The sequence below is a fragment of the Gephyromycinifex aptenodytis genome (assembly GCF_012277275.1).
In the GTDB taxonomy this organism is placed as follows: Bacteria; Actinomycetota; Actinomycetes; order Actinomycetales; family Dermatophilaceae; genus Gephyromycinifex; species Gephyromycinifex aptenodytis.
This window is the reverse complement of record NZ_CP051155.1, coordinates 2819600-2839043: the sequence shown is the minus strand read 5'-3', so window position 1 is coordinate 2839043 and position 19444 is coordinate 2819600. Positions and strand designations below refer to the sequence as shown.

Annotated in this window: 14 protein-coding genes; 6 read left to right on the top strand and 8 right to left on the bottom strand. The window is 67.6% G+C overall.

What is annotated here, in order from left to right; all coding sequences use genetic code 11:
* Positions 1 to 45: 45 nt before the first annotated feature.
* Both G9V96_RS12220 and G9V96_RS12215 read right to left on the bottom strand, forming a co-directional pair.
* Positions 46 to 870, bottom strand: a complete 825-nt coding sequence (locus tag G9V96_RS12220) for a sugar phosphate isomerase/epimerase family protein (protein WP_168583273.1) — start codon at positions 868 to 870, stop codon at positions 46 to 48.
* 353 nt (positions 871 to 1223) lie between these two features.
* On the bottom strand, positions 1224 to 2156 hold the full coding sequence (locus G9V96_RS12215; protein WP_168583272.1) for a Ppx/GppA phosphatase family protein: 933 nt from the start codon (positions 2154 to 2156) through the stop codon (positions 1224 to 1226).
* Positions 2157 to 2293: 137 nt separating this feature from the next.
* Between G9V96_RS12215 and G9V96_RS12210 the strand changes: the two genes are divergently transcribed.
* The 5 genes from G9V96_RS12210 (at position 2294) to G9V96_RS12190 (ending at position 7487) form a co-directional block, all read left to right on the top strand.
* Complete coding sequence (locus tag G9V96_RS12210; RefSeq protein ID WP_226913305.1) at positions 2294 to 3181, top strand: hypothetical protein; 888 nt, start codon at positions 2294 to 2296, stop codon at positions 3179 to 3181.
* A gap of 23 nt (positions 3182 to 3204) precedes the next feature.
* Positions 3205 to 3879 carry a class I SAM-dependent methyltransferase gene (locus tag G9V96_RS12205; RefSeq protein WP_226913304.1) on the top strand — a complete coding sequence of 225 codons (675 nt, stop codon included), beginning with the start codon at positions 3205 to 3207 and terminating at the stop codon, positions 3877 to 3879.
* 103 nt (positions 3880 to 3982) lie between these two features.
* Positions 3983 to 5371 carry a DNA repair protein RadA gene (gene radA, locus G9V96_RS12200; protein WP_168583270.1) on the top strand — a complete coding sequence of 463 codons (1389 nt, stop codon included), beginning with the start codon at positions 3983 to 3985 and terminating at the stop codon, positions 5369 to 5371.
* Between the two features lie 118 nt (positions 5372 to 5489).
* Positions 5490 to 6563: a DNA integrity scanning diadenylate cyclase DisA gene (disA, locus tag G9V96_RS12195; protein WP_168583269.1), complete on the top strand. Its 1074-nt coding sequence runs from the start codon at positions 5490 to 5492 to the stop codon at positions 6561 to 6563.
* Positions 6564 to 6581: 18 nt separating this feature from the next.
* Entirely contained in the window at positions 6582 to 7487 is a 906-nt protein-coding gene (locus G9V96_RS12190) for an A/G-specific adenine glycosylase (protein WP_168583268.1), read from the top strand.
* A gap of 25 nt (positions 7488 to 7512) precedes the next feature.
* Here the strand turns inward: G9V96_RS12190 and G9V96_RS12185 are convergent, their stop codons facing one another.
* The 6 genes from G9V96_RS12185 to G9V96_RS12160 form a co-directional block, all read right to left on the bottom strand.
* Positions 7513 to 8010, bottom strand: coding sequence for an amino-acid N-acetyltransferase (locus tag G9V96_RS12185; protein ID WP_168583267.1), 498 nt, complete (start codon positions 8008 to 8010; stop codon positions 7513 to 7515).
* 101 nt (positions 8011 to 8111) lie between these two features.
* Positions 8112 to 8948 (bottom strand): ammonia-dependent NAD(+) synthetase, encoded by an 837-nt coding sequence (nadE, locus tag G9V96_RS12180; RefSeq protein ID WP_168583266.1) that lies wholly within the window; start codon positions 8946 to 8948, stop codon positions 8112 to 8114.
* A gap of 113 nt (positions 8949 to 9061) precedes the next feature.
* The gene (locus G9V96_RS12175; RefSeq protein WP_168583265.1) at positions 9062 to 11665 is read right to left on the bottom strand and encodes an ATP-dependent Clp protease ATP-binding subunit; all 2604 of its coding nucleotides are present in this window, start codon (positions 11663 to 11665) and stop codon (positions 9062 to 9064) included.
* Positions 11666 to 11933: 268 nt separating this feature from the next.
* Entirely contained in the window at positions 11934 to 12908 is a 975-nt protein-coding gene (locus G9V96_RS12170; RefSeq protein WP_168583264.1) for a bile acid:sodium symporter family protein, read from the bottom strand.
* Between the two features lie 60 nt (positions 12909 to 12968).
* On the bottom strand, positions 12969 to 16316 hold the full coding sequence (gene lysX / locus G9V96_RS12165) for a bifunctional lysylphosphatidylglycerol synthetase/lysine--tRNA ligase LysX (protein ID WP_226913303.1): 3348 nt from the start codon (positions 16314 to 16316) through the stop codon (positions 12969 to 12971).
* 45 nt (positions 16317 to 16361) lie between these two features.
* Positions 16362 to 17708, bottom strand: coding sequence for a TrpB-like pyridoxal phosphate-dependent enzyme (locus G9V96_RS12160; RefSeq protein ID WP_168583262.1), 1347 nt, complete (start codon positions 17706 to 17708; stop codon positions 16362 to 16364).
* Between the two features lie 488 nt (positions 17709 to 18196).
* Here G9V96_RS12160 and G9V96_RS12155 point away from each other — a divergent pair, with 488 nt between their 5' ends.
* Complete coding sequence (locus G9V96_RS12155; RefSeq protein ID WP_168583261.1) at positions 18197 to 19411, top strand: M20 metallopeptidase family protein; 1215 nt, start codon at positions 18197 to 18199, stop codon at positions 19409 to 19411.
* The last annotated feature ends 33 nt before the right edge of the window (positions 19412 to 19444 follow it).

Genomic DNA, 19444 nt, shown 5'->3' with positions numbered 1-19444 from the left:
GTGGAACGACCAGTTGTCCCTAGGCTAACCGGCCCGGAGGCGCGGCTACGCCTCGCGAGCGGCGGCGGCTTGTTCGGCGCCCAGAGCGAAGTTGGTGCGCGCCAGTTCCAGGGACTCAGCCAGGTCCTCGTCGCGCTGCTGCGGGGTGCGGCGCCGGGTCCCGACCTCGACCGCGATGAGTCCGTCGTAACCGTCGTAACCGAGCCGGCGGCAGAACTCGGCACAGGGCTGGCCGCCACGTCCCGGCACGAGGTGTTCATCCTTGATCGAGCCTGAACCGTCGGCCAGATGCACGTGGCTGAGGCGGGCGCCCAGGTCGGCCTGCATCGCCAGGGCGTCACTGCCGGAGGTGGCAGCGTGCGACAGATCGAGGGTGACGTTGGCGTAGGACTGAGGCACCGGGTCCCATCCGGGCAGGTAGACCTGTAGGTTTCGGCCGGCGCGCCAGGGGAACATGTTCTCCACGGCCAGCGGCATCTGCAGGCGGGACTCCCGCTGCGCGACGCCCTCGACGAAGTCGGCGGCATAGTCCTTCTGCCACCGGAACGGCGGATGCAGCACGACGACCTCGGCGCCGACGTCGTGGGCGAGCTCGATGGAACGGTCGATCTTCTCCCACGGGTCGGAAGTCCCGTACACCCGCTGCGTGACCAGCAGTGTGGGGGCGTGAATCGAGTGGATCGGTAACTCGAATCGCTCGGACAGCTGGCGCAGCCCCTGCGCGTCCTGGGTGAGGGGGTTGGCCAGCGTCATCACCTCTATGCCGTCGTAGCCAAGGCGGGCGGCGGCCTCGAAGGCCGCCTCCGGCCCGAGAGGGTAAACGGAGGACGTCGACAGCGTGACCCTGGCCTCGCCTGCGGCAGTACTCATATGCAGAAGCCTAACGGCGCAGCCCCGTTGCTCTTACGCCCGCGTCAACCGCCCCTGGTCGGCGGCCTCCGGGTTGGGCCCCTCCCCGACGTGGCGCTGCGGGCGGCACACACCCTCAGCCGTGGCCTTGCCCGCTGCCGGGTCCCCCCACCTTGTGGCGTCCGCGGGCTGAGGGCAGCCAGGGCCAGGACAGAACACGGCAAGAGGGGATCAAAGCCAGCGCTCAGGACGGTTGGGCGCAGCGCATCCAGTCAACGCGCCCGGTCCCTGCCGACCTGACCCCTCAGTGCCCTCGGTGCCGGTCGGTGCCTGCTCAGCGGCAGGCCAGGACTGGTTTCGCTGATCAGGCCTTATCAGGGAGCGGGGATCAGGTCGAGGTGCTGCAGGATGACGCCCTCGCGCAGCGCCCACGGGCAGACGACAAGCTCCTCGATCCCGACCAGGTCCATGACTGCCTCGATGACCAGCGCGCCACCGAGCACCTGGCTGGCGCGGTTGATGGACACCCCCGGCAGCGCCGCCCGTTGCACAGCGTTCAGGCCGGCCAGCCGCGGAACGAGCTCTTTGAGGTCCTCCCGCGCCAGGGTGCGCCGCACATAGATTCCCTCGCCGCTGGGCGCGGCGCCGGTGAGCCTGGCCAGGGACCTGATCGTCTTGCTGGTACCGACGTACAGGTCGGGGTTGCCCACCTTGTTCAGTTCGCGCATTACCCGGGCAATGTCGGCGCGCACCTGTTTGCGCACCTTTTTGATCTGCCCCGGCTTGGGCGGGTCGCCGGGCAGGTACTGACGGGTCAATCGCGCCGCCCCCAGCGGCAGCGAGAGCGCGACGTCGGGGTCCTCATCGATGCCGGAGGCCAGTTCCAGGCTGCCGCCGCCGATGTCGACCAGCAGCAGGCGCCCGGCGGACCAGCCGAACCAGCGCCGAGCGGCCAGGAAGGTCAACCGTGACTCGTCCTCTCCGGGCAACACCTGCAGTTCGACCCCGGTCTCCTTCTGCACCGCAGCCAGCACCTCATCGCCGTTGGGCGACTCCCGGATCGCGCTGGTGGCAAAGCCCATCAGGCTCTCGACCCCGTAATCGTCAGCGACGCCGAGGCATTCGGAGACGAACGCGACCAGACGGTCGCGACCCACGTCATCGATGCGCCCGTTCTCATCCATGTGATCCAGCAGGCGCAGGTCGACCTTGTACTTACTCGCCGGGATGGGGTGAGCCCCCCAGTAGGCATCCACGGCTAGAAGGTGGACAGTGTTCGACCCGACGTCGATGACTCCGATGCGCATGGGCACAAGGTAGTACCTACCCAACGACGGGACACCCTCGCCTCCGCCGAGCAGGCATGGGAGGTCGGCTGGAAAGCGGGTGGCCCGCGCGCCTGCAGCGTTGGAAGGCCCCCCGGTGCGGTGTCTACAGTGACGCCATGCCCACTCCAAGCTCCGGTAGCCAAGCGTGTGGGACGGCGCCGCATCACGACCTCGATCTGCTCGCCACCCAGCCCGAGACGCCGTTGGAAGACGGCCGAATCTGGGTCGAGTTCGACGATCCGCAGGATTCACACCGTCGCTTTCGCTGCGATCTGACCTGGCTCACCTCCGACTACCACTGCATCTTCGGCAACGGCTGCCCCGGTATCGACGTCGAGGAACCGGATGCGGGGTGCTGCGTGCTCGGGGCCCACTTCACCGACGAGGACGACATCGCCCGAGTTCAGGCAGTCGTGCAGGACCTGGGCGAGGACGAATGGCAGTACCGCGACCTGGGCCAGCTCGACGGCTGGACCGAACTCGAAGAAGGCAACCGCAAAACCCGCGTCGTCGATGGTGCCTGCATCCTGCTCAACCGTGAGGGGTTCCCGGCCGGCGCCGGATGCGCCCTGCACCAACGGGCAGTGCTGGATGGGGTGGAGCCGCTGACCGTCAAGCCCGACGTTTGCTGGCAACTGCCCATCCGCCGGACCTACCGCACCGTGGAATTGCCGGATGGCGTCAGCCAACTCGAAGTGAGCATCGCCGAATACGACCGCCGCGGTTGGGGTCCGGGCGGACACGACCTGGACTGGTACTGCACCGGCGCCCCGCTGGCGCACACCGCTTCCCGGCCGCTTTTCCGCACCAACGAACCGGAACTACGCGAGCTGATGGGGGATGCCTCCTATGCGGAGTTGGCCGAGCGCTGCGAGGCACACCTGAGCGCCGTCGGCGCTTTGTCCAGCACCCCCGCGGGACGAAAACTGCTGCCGCTGTACATACACCCGGCAACGGGGCGGGCCCGGGAGCTGTCCGCCCGCCCTCGCCGCCGCCTCACCTGAGCCAGGGTCTCCTGATGGTGCGGATGAGCCCCAACATCTGGAATCACAGCCAGACTTACGAGATCGAGAACCAGGCGGTCGACCCCGACGGGTTGATCGCCGCGGCGATGGAACGCCTGCACGATCACGACGGCGCTAGGGTCCTGGACATCGGTTGCGGCGCCGGCTTCCACTTGCCGTTCTTCGCCCGGCGAGCCTCGCACGTGATCGGGGTGGAACCGCACCCGCCGCTGGTCGAGCTGGCACGGGCCAGGGTGGCCGACCTGCCCGATGTCGAGGTGCGCCAGGGTGAGGCCGAGGCTCTGCCGGTTCGGGAGCGCAGCATCGACGTGGCCCACGCGCGATGGGCCTACTTCTTCGGGCCCGGCGCAGAGCCCGGCTTGCGCGAGTTGGATCGGGTGATGGCCCCCGGCGGCACCGCGTTCGTCATCGACAACGACTCGACCCGCTCCACCTTCGGCGCCTGGTTCGCACGGGCCCATCCCGAACGTGATCCGCTTGCGCTGCAGCGGTTCTGGCGGCGGCACGGCTGGAACCGGGAACCGGTCCTGATGCGCTGGCAGATGCGTTCACGCGCTGACTTCGAGGCCGTGGTGAGGATCGAGTTCGCCCCGACTCAGGCGGCGGCAATTCTTCGCGAGCACGAGGGTTGCGAGGTCGATTACGCCGTCGATCTGTGGTGGCGCCGCTACGACTAGTGCGCCGCCGCTGCATGGACACCGTGACGCAGGAGCCGCCGAGGCCGGCTGAGGAACCGTCGCCGGCGAAGCGCTGTCGGTCCCGGCGCCTACCGTGGGGCCCATGACGAACAAGGCGGCCAAGCGCTCCACTTCACGAGGGGCCGGGCATCGCTGCACCGAATGCGGTTGGACCTCGATCAAGTGGGCCGGTCGTTGCGGTGGCTGCCAGGCCTGGGGAACTGTGGAGGAACTCGGCGGCGAGACTCTCGGGCGCACCCAACCCGCGGGCCATGTCGCACACCCGGCCATGCCGATCGCCGATGTCGATGCCACCCAGGCGCTTTCCATCCCCACCGGGGTCTCGGAGTTCGATCGGGTCCTCGGCGGCGGACTGGTGGCCGGAGCGGTGGTACTCGTCGCCGGCGAGCCGGGCGTCGGCAAATCGACCCTGTTGCTGGATGTCGCAGCTCGCGCCGCCACCGCGGGGCGCCGGGTGCTCTATGTCAGTGGCGAGGAATCGGCCGCTCAAGTGCGGCTGCGCGCCGAACGCATCGGAGCGCTTGCTCCCAATCTTTATCTGGCCTCCGAGGGCGACCTCGGTACGGTTCTGGCCCAGGTCGAACAACTCTCCCCCGACCTGTTCGTCCTGGACTCGGTACAGACCATCAGCAGCGCCCAGGTCGATGGGTCGGCGGGCAACGTGTCCCAGGTGCGCGAGGTCGCCGCCGCAGTCATCACTGCCTCCAAGAGCAGAGGGATGTCCACCCTGCTCGTGGGGCATGTCACCAAGGACGGCTCGATCGCCGGCCCGCGCGTGCTGGAACACCTCGTCGATGTCGTGGTGCAGTTCGAAGGCGAGCGGCACAGCCGGCTACGCCTGGTGCGGGCCGTGAAGAACCGCTACGGCCCCACCGACGAGGTCGGCTGCTTCGACCTGGGCGAGAACGGCATCGTCGGACTCACCGACCCCAGCGCCCTCTTCCTGTCCAGTCGGGACCTGATGGTCCCCGGCACTGCGGTCACTGTCACTTTGGAGGGCAGGCGGCCGTTGGTCACCGAGGTGCAGGCTTTGCTGTCCAGCACCCAGGCTCCCTCTCCCAGGCGAACCACGAGCGGCTTGGATACCTCTCGGGTGGCGATGGTGCTGGCCGTGCTGGAAAAGCATGTGCGGATCCCGGTACAGAAGTGCGACTGTTACGTCTCCACCGTCGGCGGGGTCCGCCTCAGCGAGCCGGCCGTGGACCTTGCGGTAGCCCTCGCGATGGCCGGTTCGGTGGCCGATCGCCCGCTCCCCCGCGGCACCGTCGCCCTGGGGGAGGTCGGCTTGGCCGGCGAGTTGCGCCCCACCGCCGGGGTGCCGCGAAGGCTGGCCGAAGCGGCCCGGCTGGGCTTTTCTCAGGCGGTCGTACCTGCCGGGTCGGTAGAAGCAGCCGACGTGCCGCGCGGCCTCGTGGTGCGGCAAGTGGCGCGCTTAGACGAGGCAGTTCGCGGCCTCCTCGGCGCGCCCTGACCTGCGCTGCGCACCGTCCGGCAGACTCAGCCCGGGCCGCGGGGGAGCTAGACTGCCAGCGGATCTATGTACGTATCCGCCCTCGCGTACTCGAGGCGACTTCACACGAGGGAGGACCATGGCCGGCATCGACGAGGACGCCCTGCGCCAGGCCCTTGCTGCGGTAGCCCCCGGTACCGAACTGCGTGAAGGCGTGGAGCGGATTCTGCGGGGCGGCACCGGCGCGCTGATCGTTCTCGGATACAACCAAGTGCTTGAGCAGATCGCCACCGGCGGGTTCCCGCTGGAGATCGAGTTCTCGGCCACCCGGTTGCGGGAGCTGGCAAAGATGGACGGCGCGGTTCTGGTCGACGGCTCGGTGACCCGGATCCTGAAGGCCGCCACCCAGCTGCTGCCTGATGCCTCCATCGAGACCAGCGAGTCAGGCACCCGGCACCGCACCGCAGAACGGGTCTCCAAGCAGACCGGTTTCCCGGTGATCTCGGTCAGCCAGTCGATGCAGATCGCCGCGTTGTACATCAACGGCTTCCGCCACGTCTTGGAGGGATCAGCCGCGATCCTGTCCAAGGCCAATCAGGCGTTGCAGACCCTGGAGCGGTACAAGGCCCGCCTCGATGAGGTGATGGGCACGCTGTCGGCCCTGGAGATCGAGGACCTCGTCACCATCCGCGACGTCGCCGCTGTGCTGCAGCGTCTGGAGATGGTGCGCCGGATTCACGACGAGATCTCCAGCTATGTCATCGAGCTCGGCACCGACGGGCGCCTGTTGACCCTGCAGTTGGAAGAGCTGACCCGCGGCATCGACCGCGATCGGGATCTGGTCATCCGCGATTACCTCAACGTCGAGCTGGGACGCACCCGCGACGACGTGCTGGAGTCGATGGCTGCACTATCCCCCTCCGACCTGCTCGACTTGGCTTCCGGCAGTAGCGCGCTGGGCTACTCCACGCTGTCGGAGAGCCTGGACGACACCGCCAATCCCAAGGGCTATCGGATGCTGTCCAAGGTGCCTCGCCTGCCCGGAGCGATCGTCGACCGGCTCGTGGACCATTTCGGCGGCTTGCAGCGTTTGCTGGCTGCCAACCTCGATGAGTTGCAGGCCGTAGACGGTGTGGGTGAAGGTCGTGCGCGCGCGGTCCGGGAAGGACTTTCCCGCTTGGCCGAATCCAGCATCCTCGAGCGCTACGTCTGAGCGGCTCGCTGCGTCTCCATGTCGGCTGCCCCCACCTCCCTGCCTGTTCAGACCGCCCTCCTGCACCAGCGGATCCTCGATTGGTATGACGTCGCGCGCCGGGACCTGCCATGGCGCGACGGACGCACCAGCGCGTGGGGCGTCTTCGTCTCGGAGGTGATGAGCCACCAGACCCCCGTCGCGCGGGTGGCGCCGGTGTGGCAGGCCTGGATGCAGCGCTGGCCGACGCCGGCGGCCCTGGCGGCGGCCGCCCCCGGGGAGGCGGTGCGTCACTGGGATCGGTTGGGATATCCCCGACGGGCGTTGCGCCTGCACGAAGCGGCAGCGCAGATGGTCCGCATCCATCACGGCCAGGTCCCCAACACGTACCCGGAGTTATTGGCGTTGCCCGGGGTCGGCCCCTACACGGCCGCCGCGGTGTTGGCGTTTGCGTTCGGAGGCCGGGCCACCGTGGTCGATATCAACGTCCGCCGGGCGCAAGCCCGGCTGGTCCGGGCCGAGCCATTGCCGGCACCGTCCATGAGTCGAGCCGAGCAGGCACTGGCGACCGCGCTGCTGCCCAGCGATGACGAGCAAGCCGCCCGCTGGAACGCCGCGATCATGGAGCTCGGCGCGCTGATCTGCACGGCGCGCAACCCGCGCTGTGGCGCCTGCCCGGTCATCCAGACCTGCGCCTGGCAAGCGGCGGGGGCGCCGCCGTACACCGGCCCAGCACGACGGGGACAGGCATGGGCGGGAACCGACCGTCAGGTCCGGGGCCGCATCCTGGCACTGTTGCGTGAGTCGCCCGACCCGTTGGATGCGCATGCCCTGGCAACGGCCTGGCCCGAGGACGAACTCAAACTGCAGCGCTGTCTGGCCTCGCTGATCGAAGACGGCCTGGTCGAACCGCTACCGCGCGAGCGGTACTGCCTGCCGCGCTGAACTGCGGCGGGCGGCGGGCTGCGATTCAGAGCCGGCAGAGCATGCGGGTATTGCCCAAGGTGTTCGGTTTGACCCGCTCCAGGTCGAGGAACTCGGCGACCCCTTCGTCGTAGCTGCGCAACAACTCCGCATACACGCTGGGCTCGACCGGGATCCCCTCGATGGGTTCGAAGCCATGACGGCCGAAGAACTGCGTCTCGAAGGTGAGGCAGAAGACGCGTTGCACCCCGACTGCGCGCGCGTCCGTCAACAGCTGACGCAGGATGGCACCCCCGACGCCCTTGCCCAGATAATCCTCGCGCACGGTGAGGGTGCGCACCTCCGCGAGGTCCTCCCACATCACGTGCAAAGCGCCGCACCCGATGACCACGCCCTGCTCGTCACGAACCACCCGAAAGTCGTGCAGGGATTCGTAGTAGGAGACGACCTCTTTGGCCAGCAGGACCCGCTTTCCCGCCTGGGGTTCCACCAGGGCACGGATTCCGCTGACATCTTTCGTTATTGCCCGCACGACCTCGACCATGGGCAGCAGTATCAGGCGAGTGCGCTCCGCGGCGACGGACTGGACCGCCGAGCGAGACGCCGCTGACCCGGCAGAGCGGGTGGCGAACGACCCGGTGAGGTTCAGGCCCGACCGGGGGTGACCGGCAGGGCGCGTTTGTGCCCCGTCCGGCGATACCAGCCGAGGATGGTCTCCTCAGCCTGCGGCGGCACCTGGTGACCTTCAAGGAAGTCGTCCACGAGTTCGTAGGAGACCCCGAGCGCCGCCTCGTCCGCCAGGAGCGGCTTGTCCGACTCCAGGTCAGCGGTCGGGACCTTCTCCACGAGGTCCGGCGCCGCGCCCAGGTAGCGCGCGATCTCACGGACGCGTCGCTTGGGCAGCCCCGCCAGCGGTGTCAGATCACAGGCCCCATCACCGAACTTGGTGTAGAAGCCCACGACGGCCTCAGCCGCCTGATCGGTGCCGACGACCAACATCCCGCGCGCCCCGGCCACCGTGTACTGCGCGATCATCCGCTGCCGGGCTTTGACATTGCCCAGCACGAAATGCTCTCTGCTCGGATCGTCCAGGCTCATTCCGGCGTGCAGACACTCCTGCCACAGGGCGTCGGTCGCCGGCGCAATGTCGACTTGCAGGGTCTCATCGGGGCGGATGAATGCCAGCGCCTGCTGCGCATCGGCCTCATCGGCTTGGACGCCGTACGGCAGCCGCATCGCGATGAATCGGGCGTCGCCACCTTCGGCGCGTACCTGCTCCACCGCGAGCTGACACAACCTTCCGCCCAAGCTGGAATCGACGCCCCCACTGATCCCCAGGACGTAACCTCGGGCTTTTGTGGCCAACAGGTAGTCGGCCAGGAAGCGCACCCGACGCTTCGCTTCGGCCTCAGCATCGAAACCGGCCGGGTCCACCACCTCAAGCTCATCGATGATGCGCTGCTGCAGCTCACGATTGGTCATGACGTTCACCTTTCCATACCGCTTAAGCCACCGATGGCGAAGAGCTGTCCCGGCGCCGGCCGGGAAGCAGTGAGGGCACCGACAGAGTCGGTGCCCTCACTACGATCTCGGAATCAGGCCTGCGCGCCACCCTCGGGGGCCGGAGTCTCGGCGCCGACAGCGCCGCCACCGCCCCCGGTGATCTGCTCGGGGCCACCGTGGTCGCTGCCCGGCACGTGGTCCGGCAGCGGTTGCTCGATTTCGGGTTCCTTGTGGGTGCCGACGAAGGTGAACTTGGCGTCCTTGCCCTCGCCCTCGACGTCGATCAAGATGAGCTCGCCTGCACCGATGCGGCCGTAAAGGATCTGCTCGGACAGCTCGTCCTCGATGTCGCGCTGGATCGCGCGACGAAGCGGACGGGCACCCAGCACCGGGTCGTAGCCACGCTCGGCAAGCAACTGCTTGGCCGCGGGCGTGAGCTCGATACCCATGTCCTTGTCCTTGAGCCGCTCGTCCAGGCGCGCCACCATCAGGTCGACGATCTGGACGATCTCGTCCTGCGACAGCTGCGGGAAGACGATCGTGTCATCGACACGGTTGAGGAACTCGGGACGGAAGTGCTGCTTGAGTTCGTCGTTGACCTTGTTCTTCATCCGCTCGTAGCTGCCACCCTGGCTGGAGTCGGGCGCGAAGCCGAGGCTGACGGCCTTGCTGATGTCCCGGGTGCCGAGGTTGGTCGTCATGATGATGACGGTGTTCTTGAAGTCGACGACCCGGCCCTGGGCGTCGGTGAGACGCCCGTCTTCCAGGATCTGCAGCAGGCTGTTGAAGATGTCCGCGTGCGCCTTCTCGACCTCGTCGAAGAGCACCACCGAGAACGGCTTGCGACGCACCTTCTCGGTGAGCTGGCCGCCCTCTTCGTAGCCGACGTAGCCGGGAGGGGAACCGAACAGTCGCGAGACGGTGTGCTTCTCGGCGAACTCGCTCATGTCCAAGGTGATGAGGCTGTCCTCGTCACCGAAGAGGAACTCGGCGAGCGCCTTGGCCAGCTCGGTCTTACCGACACCGGTGGGGCCGGCGAAGATGAACGAACCGCCGGGACGACGCGGGTCTTTCAGACCGGCGCGGGTGCGCCGGATCGCCTGCGAGAGCGCCTTGATGGCGTCGTCCATGCCGACGATGCGCTTGTGGAGTTCAGCCTCCATGTTGAGCAGGCGGCTGGACTCTTCCTCGGTGAGCTTGAACACCGGGATGCCGGTGGAGGCGGCGAGCACCTCGGCGATGACGTCCTCGTCAACCTCGCTGACGACATCCATGTCGCCGGACTTCCATTCCTTCTCACGCTTGTTCTTCGCTTCGATGAGTTGTTTCTCATCGTCGCGCAGCTTGGCGGCCTTCTCGAAGTCCTGGCCGTCGATGGCCGCTTCCTTCTCGCGGCGCACGTGCGCGATCTTGTCGTCGAATTCGCGCAGGTCCGGCGGCGCCGTCATGCGCTTGATGCGCAGGCGGGCGCCGGCCTCGTCGATGAGGTCGATGGCCTTGTCCGGCAGGAACCGGTCGTTGATGTAGCGGTCGGCCAGATTCGCCGCAGCGACCAGGGCAGCGTCGGTGATGGAGACGCGGTGGTGCGCCTCGTACCGGTCACGCAGGCCCTTGAGGATCTCGATGGCGTGGGCCAGGGTCGGCTCGGCCACCTGGATCGGCTGGAAGCGACGCTCCAGCGCGGGATCCTTCTCGATGTGCTTGCGGTACTCGTCCAGCGTTGTCGCACCGACGGTCTGCAGTTCGCCGCGGGCCAGCATCGGCTTCAGGATGCTCGCCGCGTCGATGGCACCTTCAGCGGCGCCAGCACCGACGAGGGTGTGGATCTCGTCGATGAACAGGATGATGTCGCCGCGGGTGCGGATCTCCTTGAGGACCTTCTTCAGGCGCTCTTCGAAGTCACCGCGGTAGCGCGAGCCTGCGACCAGCGCCCCCAGGTCAAGGGTGTAGATGTGCTTGTCCTTGAGCGTCTCGGGCACCTCGCCCTTGACGATGTCCTGGGCCAGGCCCTCCACGACTGCCGTCTTACCGACGCCGGGCTCACCGATGAGGATCGGGTTGTTCTTGGTGCGGCGAGAGAGCACCTGCATGACGCGCTCGATCTCTTTGCCGCGCCCGATGACCGGGTCCAGCTTGCCTTCGCGGGCTGCCTGGGTGAGGTTACGGCCGAACTGGTCGAGAACCAGCGAACCGGCCGGGGTGCCTTCACCGGAGGTCGACTGCCCGCCGACGCCGGCGCCGGCGGTCTCTTTGCCGCCCTGGTAGCCCGAGAGCAACTGGATGACCTGCTGGCGCACCCGGTTCAGGTCGGCGCCGAGCTTGACCAGCACCTGCGCAGCGACACCTTCACCTTCCCGGATCAACCCCAGGAGGATGTGCTCGGTCCCGATGTAGTTGTGCCCGAGCTGCAGCGCTTCGCGCAGTGAGAGCTCCAACACCTTCTTTGCGCGCGGGGTGAAGGGGATGTGGCCGCTGGGGGCCTGCTGGCCCTGGCCGATGATCTCCTGGACCTGCTCGCGCACAGCATCGAGCGAGATGCCAAGACTCTCAAGCGCCTTGGCGGCAACGCCCTCGCCCTCGTGGATGAGGCCGAGAAGAATGTGCTCGGTGCCGATGTAGTTGTGGTTGAGCATGCGCGCTTCTTCTTGCGCCAGCACGACCACACGTCGGGCCCGATCGGTGAACCGCTCGAACATGTATTCCGCTCCCTCGCTATCGAGACACCTCGATGCTAGCTGTGCCTGCCGCCGAGCCCCATCAGCCTTGCTTACGAGGACGGCGACGTCCTGTGGTCCCAACGTCAGCAGGACACCTGGTTGTTCCATACCTCGAACCGGGCATCTCACACCTGGGGCAGCTCAGATCCTCATCTTCCAGTCTGCGCTACCTGGGTGACTTCGCGCGTCGGTGTCCACCGGTAGTGACCCCGGACGGACGCCCCGGCGCGGTTGACCCAGAACGCGATCAGGCCGACGCGGCTTCGGATTGGCGGCCGTAGCGTTGGGCCAGGGCCGCGCACACGACGAGCTGCATCTGGTGGAAGATCATCAACGGCAGCACGACCAGCCCGACCGGCAGGTTCGGGAACAGCACGATTGCCATCGGCAGGCCTGTGGCCAGCGACTTCTTCGTCCCGCAGAACTGGATGGCGATCTGATCGGGGCGGTTGAAACCCAGCCGCCGCCCGGCCACGCCGGTGAGCCACAACAACACCGCGAGCAGGAATGCGCTCATCAACGTCACGACGAGGATCCCGCCCAGACTCACCTGGTGCCAGATGTCCTCGCGCATCCCGGCCGAGAAGGCGGAGTAGACGACCAGCACGATCACACCCCGGTCAACGAACTTCAGCCACCCCTTGTTCGCCGCCAACCAGTTCGCTGTAAGCGGACGAGACAACTGGCCCAACACGAAAGGCAGCAGGATCTGGGCGACGATGTCCAGCACCGAGGAGGCCTGGATGCTCACCCGTCCGGCGCTGGTCATCAGCACGATGACCAGCAGGGGGGTGAGGAAGACCCCCAGCAGGTTCGACAGTGAGGCGCTGACGATGGCCCCGGCGACATTGCCGCGCGCGATCGAGGTGAACGTGATCGAGCTCTGCACCGTCGAGGGCACCAGGCAGACGAACAGCAGGCCCAGGTAGAGCGCGTCGCTCATCACATAGGGCGCGACCAGCCCCAAGGCCAGGCCCAGCAGCGGGAAGAGCACATAGGTGAACGCCAGGATCACCCCGTGCAGACGCCAATGTTTGAGTCCGGCGAGCGCTTCTCGGGGTTCCAGGCGCCCGCCGTACATGAAGAACAGGACGAAGATCGCGCCCTTGACGACCCAGTCCAGCGCCGGAACCGCAGCTCCGGTTGCCGGCAACACCGTCGCCACCAGGACCGCTGCGAGGATCGCCAGCAGGAACCCGTCCAGTCGCCGCATCCAGCTCATTGCGTCAGCCAAGCACATCGTCGGGGTCGCCGGGCCCGGGGTCTAGGGGTTGGCTGTTCTTCAGTGCAGTGGCCGCACGAATGGGAAGGACAGTACCGAGCGGATGTTCTGACCGGCGATGAGCATCGCGAGCCGGTCGATGCCCAGCCCCATCCCTCCGGTGGGAGGCAGCCCGGTCTCCAGCGCCCGCAGGAAGTCCTCATCGACTTCCATCGCCTCGGGGTCCCCGGCCGCGGCTTTGAGCGACTGTTCGGTGAGGCGGCGGCGCTGCTCGATGGGGTCGGTCAGTTCGGAGTAGGCCGTGCCCAGTTCCATGCCGCAGGCAACCAGGTCCCAGCGTTCGACGAGGCCGGGGTGGCTGCGGTGGGCCCCGGTCAGCGGTGAGGTCTCGACCGGGAAGTCGGTGTAGAAGGTGGGGTTGATGGTGCGCGCCTCGACCAGGTCGGCGTACAACTCTTCCAGGATCGCCCCGGGTCCCATATCGGGACGGATGGCGACCTGATGCTTTTTGGCCAGACCGATGAGTTTCTCCATGTCGGTCTCCAGGCTGACCGGGGTGCCGAGCACCTGGGAGAGCGCTTCCAGGAACGGCACAACGGGCCATGGCGCCGAGACATCCACCAACGCCCCCGGCGCTTCGCCTTTGGCGTGCAGCGGCAGCATCGGTGAACCGTGCACTGCCGTTGCCGCCGCTTTGATGAGGCTCTCGGTCAGCAGCCGCATCGAGTTGTAGTCGCCGTAGGGCTGGTAGACCTCCAGCGAGGTGAACTCGGGGTTGTGGGTGGCATCGGCGCCTTCGTTGCGGAAGTTGCGACCCAGCTCGTAGATCGGACCCATCCCCGCCACCAGGAGCCGTTTGAGGTGCAACTCGGGGGCAATCCGCAGTGACAACTCGACACCGTAAGCATTGCTGAAGGTGGAGAACGGCCGCGCGGAGGCCCCGCCGTGCACGCTTTGCAGCATGGGGGTGTCGACCTCGAGGAAGCCCGCTTCGTGCAGGCTCGCACGCACCGAATGCACGATCGCGGCGCGCTGACGCAGCAGGTCAGCCTGCTCGGGGTGGACGATGAGGTCGGTGACCCGAGCCCGCAGCCGTGATTCGGGATCGGTGAACCGCTCGAACGGGATCGGATGCAACGATTTCGCGCTCACCGACCAGGAGTGCACCAACAGGCTGGGTGTCCCGTTTCGGCTACGTCCGGGGCTGGCCTGGACCAGGAGCATGTCGCCGATATCGACGCAGCGCGCCAGCTGCCGCAGTTCCGGCTCGCCCAGCACCTCCCGTTCGCAGAGCAACTGGACCTCGCGTCCGCCCCCGACCAGACGGATGAAGACCACGCCGCCGTGGTCCCGCATCCCCCGGACCCGACCGGCGAGACGTATCGGTGCCCCCTCCTGCCAGCAGCGCGAATCCAGGTCCGAAACGTTCAGGGCGCCGGGAACACCCACCGCGTACGGATCGCGCCCAGTTGCTTGTAGTTCTGCCAGATGCGCCAACCGCACCCGGGTCTGTTCGCTGCGGCTAGGCGCAAGCGAGTCCAGATCGACCGCCCGATCCCGGGGCAGCGACCGCACGTCGGCGAGTTCGTCGTCGGTCAGCGTCCCGCCCCGAGCCCGGCGCAGCGGCCGGGGCACGAAGCCCTCGGCCAAGGCGCAGGCGAACATCGCCTGCGGGATCGACAATCGTGAGTCGAAGCACAGGTAGCGGGGCACCCAGGTCGGTTCGAACTTGCGGTTGGCGCGGTAGAGCCGCTCAAGCTGGAAGAAACGGTCGAGCCCGCCCAGTAGCGAGGAGTTGAGCTTGGTGAGCAGTCCCGCGCCCAATCGGTCGGCGTCCTCGAAGACGCCGCGCAGGACGACGAAGTTGAGTGAGATCTGGAGGATGCCGACCTCGTCCGCGCGCGCCATGAGCTCGCTGACCAGCAGCTCGACAGTGCCGTTGGGCGCGCCCGGGCTGCGGCGCATGGTGTCCAGCGACGCCCCGGAGTTCCCCCAGGGCACGAAGGAGAGCAGACCGACGCATTCGCCGACCTCGTCGTGCGCACTCACGTAGAGGGTCGCGCCGTCGGCGGGGTCGCCTCGGCGCTCCAGCGCCATCGAGAATCCGCGTTCCTCGCCCTCGCGCCATTCGTCGGCCAGGCGGATCAGGTGGGCGAGTTCATCGGCCTCGATGTCTTCCTGACGGCGGATCTGCACGTGCAGACCAGCGCGGCGAGCATGCTGCACCGCCCGTCTGATCGTCGTCATCGAGGTGTTGTTGATGCGGTAGGTATCGGGGCGCAGAATCGCTTCGTCGCCCAGGTTCATCGCCACCATTCCGGCGGCTGTGTAGGCCCGGGCGGCCTCCTCACTGGCGCCGAGCACGGCGGGGATCCATCCGTAGCGGCGAGCTTCGCTCTTCCACGCTTCGATAGCGGCCGGCCAGGAGGCCGGGTCGCCCACCGGGTCGCCCGCGGCCAGGGAAACCCCCGCCACGAGTTCGTAGCAGACGGCGGCTTGGCCGTCGGGCGCGAAGATGCTGGACTTGTCGCGGCGGGTAGCGAAGTAGCCCAACGAATCTCGTGCTCCGTGGCGGGCGAGTAGACCGCGCAGGGCGACCTCGCGGGCTCCGGTCCAGCCGTGCGGGTCGTTGGCGAAGCGGAGGAAGAGCGCGACCGCCAGCACGATCGTGCCCGCGACGATGATCGAGACCAGTTGGGAGATCCACAGGTCGGCTCGCTGGTGCACCGGGGTGTTGTGCGGGGTGATCACGCCCAACCCGTTCAGCAGAACCGACGTCACCTGAGAGCCCGAGGGGACGGCTCGGTGGGCGAGGCCGAGCAGCGTCCACGCCAGCGCTGCGGCGAAGGCGAACCCGGTGACCAGCGCGATCCCAGCGGTGGCCCAGGCCCCGGGACGTAGCCGCCCGGGGAAGGCGGGACGAACCCACCAACACAGCCAGAGGATGAACACGGCCGGTACCACAGCCAGCACGTCGATCACCGTCGACGGGTGGATCATCATCCACCAGCCGTCCAACTTGTCCATCGAGTCGGGTGTGCTCAACACCACGGCGACGTCCACCGCCAGGGCGATACCGAACAGCTGGCACACAGCCACCGCCACCAGGCCCAGCCGCTTGCGACCGATCAGCGCCCGCGTCATCAGCCACAGCACGACGAAGGAGACCAGTGAGGTGCTGACCGGCAGGTTGACCAGGGTGAACAGGATCTCCACCCACGAACCGGGCTGGCGGTGCAAACGTTGCACACCCCACAGCGCCAACGACGCGAAGGTCGCCACCGCGACGGTCCAGGTCATGGCCGCAGCCGCGGCCTCCTGACGCGCGCGCGTGGCCCGCGTCCGGATCGGACGCGGGCCACGGGTGACTGTCGCTGCAGGCCGCACGGGCGATGGCGAGGACGTCATGCTGGGAATGGTGCACCCAAACCGTTGACGCAACCTGAAAGCGCTCTACTGCGCGGTGTCCGCCAACGACCCTGACAGGTAGGCGCTGTAGGCGGGCAGGTCGAGTTGGCCGTGGCCGGAGAGCCCGATGACGATCGCGGCCGAGTCCTGCGGCGAGGTCCGGGCGCGGGCGTCAGCCAGGGCCGCCGCGATGGCGTGGCAGGACTCCGGCGCGGGCACGAGCCCTTCGGTGCGGGCGAACAGCACCCCCGCTTCGAACGCGTCCTGTTGCCCCACTGCGAGGGCGTCCACGAGCCCGAGGTGGTGGGTGAAGGACAGCAGCGGGGCCATCCCGTGGTATCGCAATCCGCCTGCGTGGATGGGGTCGGGCACGAAGTCCTGACCCAGGGTGTACATCTTCAGCAGCGGGGTGAGCCCGGCGACATCGCCGTGGTCGTATTCGTACCGGCCTTGGGTCAGCGAGGGGCACGCGGTCGGTTCGGCGGCGACGAAACGCGTATCGGTGCGCCCGGCGAGCCGCTCCCGCAGCAGCGGGAACGCCAACCCGGCCAGGTTGGAACCGCCGCCGGCGCAGCCGTAGACGACGTCAGCCTGCTCCTCGCCGAACATCGGCAGTTGGCGCAGCACCTCTTCGCCGATGATGCTCTGGTGCAGCACGACGTGGTTGAGCACGCTGCCCAGCGCGTACTTGGCCGATCCGCCGCTCTTGGCGGCAGCTTCCACCGCTTCGCTCACGGCCATCCCGAGGCTGCCGGTGGTGGTGGGGTCCTTGGCGAGCATCGCCTGACCGGCTTCGGTCAGATCCGAAGGGCTCGGGTGCACGATCCCTCCGAAGGTCTCCATGAGCATCCGGCGGTAGGGCTTGCCGTCGTAGGAGGCCCGCACCTGCCAGATCTCGCATTCCATGTCGAAGACCCCGCAGGCGAACGCGAGCGCGCTACCCCACTGACCGGCGCCGGTTTCGGTGGTCAACCGCTGCACGCCTTCGAGGCTGTTGTAGTACGCCTGGGGCACAGAGCTGTTCGCTTTATGGCTGCCGATGGGGCTGGTGCCCTCGTACTTGTAGTAGATCCGAGCGCTGGTGCCCAACGCCCGCTCCAGGCGTCGCGCCCGCATGAGCGGCGACGGGCGCCAGATCCGGTACACCTCTTGCACGGCCTGCGGGATATCGATGTAGCGCTCGGTGGAGAACTCCTGCTCGCACAGCGCCCGCCCGAAGATGGGCGCCATGTCTTCCACGCTCAGGGGTTCACGGGTGCCCGGGTGCAGGTGGGCAGGCGGGGCTTCGGGCAGGTCCGGCACGATGTTGTACCACTGAGTGGGCATCTCCGACTCGGGCAACACCGCCTTGACCAGAGTGTCGCTGTGCTGGGTGGGGTCCTGGGGACTCATGTCACTCCTCGTGCCGACGTCGTTCGCTCGACTCTAGTCAGGCCGGGCCCATCCACAGCGGATACAACCGCGATCTGGGAAAGCGCAGGCCCGTCTCCGGGTCAGCCGACAACCTCACCCGCGTCACTGCGGACGGTTTGCCGAACAACACCAACGGGCTCAGGGTGCCCATCGACCCGGCAAATCACCACCAGCCACTGTCCTGGCAGCAGGTCTCCTACTCCAGGTAGGCGGTCGCGGCGTCGCTTCGTTCCACCGGCCGCCACCGCCGCATATCCCCCACATCGTGATGCAACCCCAGGCAGTCGCCTGAAGCTGCATTGGGTCCGCTCCGGGGAAGCTGCGTGTACCTCCGGGGGGATTTCTGCGCCGCTCCAGTCATATTGAGGTGAACCCTGGGTAGAACCAGAGTAGGGTCGGCATATTCAAAAGATGGTCAATTTGTTCACCTTTTGATGAAACCTTCGCCGAGATAAGGACGAATTGCGATGTCTTTCGCATTGGACGACCTACGCAGCGACCTGGTGGACCTGCGCCGCGAACTGCACACCAACCCCGAGGTCGGACTTGATCTGCCCTGGACCCAGCAGCGCATTCTGCACGCCTTGGACGGGCTGCCCTTGGAGATCTCAACCGGTACGGCCCTGAGTTCGATCACCGCAGTGCTGCGCGGCGGGCGCCGCCGCGACGAAGACGCCCCCGTGGTCCTGCTGCGGGCCGACATGGACGGTCTGCCCGTCACCGAGGACACCGGCCTGGACTACGCCGCCACCACCGGCACCATGCACGCCTGCGGGCACGACCTGCACATGGCGATGCTCGTCGGCGCGGCCCGGGCGCTGTGCGCCGACAAAGACGAGTTGCCCGGCGACGTGGTCTTCATGTTCCAGCCCGGCGAAGAAGGCCACGACGGCGCCGGCCTGATGCTCGAAGAAGGCGTCCTGGAGGCTGCCGGGCGCCGCGCCGATGCCGCCTACGCCCTGCACGTCTGGTCGGCGCTGGAACCCAACGGCACCTTCTGCACCAAACCGGGGACCATCATGTCCGCCTCGGACCGGCTCACCGTCACCGTCATCGGCCGCGGCGGCCACGGCAGCGCGCCGCACACGGCCAAAGACCCGGTGCCGCCGCTGTGCGAGATGGCGCTGGGCCTGCAGGTGATGCTCGCCCGACACTTCGACGTGTTCGACCCGGCTGTGATCACCGTCGGCTCCATCCACGCCGGCTCGGCCTGCAACGTGATCCCCGAGTCGGGGATGCTCGACGCCACCGTGCGCTCCTTCTCCACGGCCACCCAGGACAAACTGTTCGAGCTCATTCCCCAGGTGATCACCGGCATCGCCGACCAACATGGGGTACGCGCCGAGATCGACCTACGCCGCCAATACCCCGCAACGGTCAACGACGAGCAGGAAGACGCCTTCGTCGCCCAGACTGTGGCCGAAGTATTCGGCCAGGACAGCCAGGCCCGCTGGTCCTCACCGCTGACCGCCTCCGAGGACTTCTCGCGGGTGCTGCAGGCCGTCCCCGGCGCCTTCATCGGTCTGTCCGCGGTGCCCGCCGACGCCGACCACATCACGAGCCCGTTCAACCACTCCGCGATGGCGATCTTCGACGACGACGTGCTCGTCGACGGCGCCCGCCTGTTCGTGGAACTGACCACCCGCCGCCTGGCGGCCCTGGCCGACCAGAACACCGACTGAACCCAGCCGCCTCGAGACGCGCGCTGAGCCCCT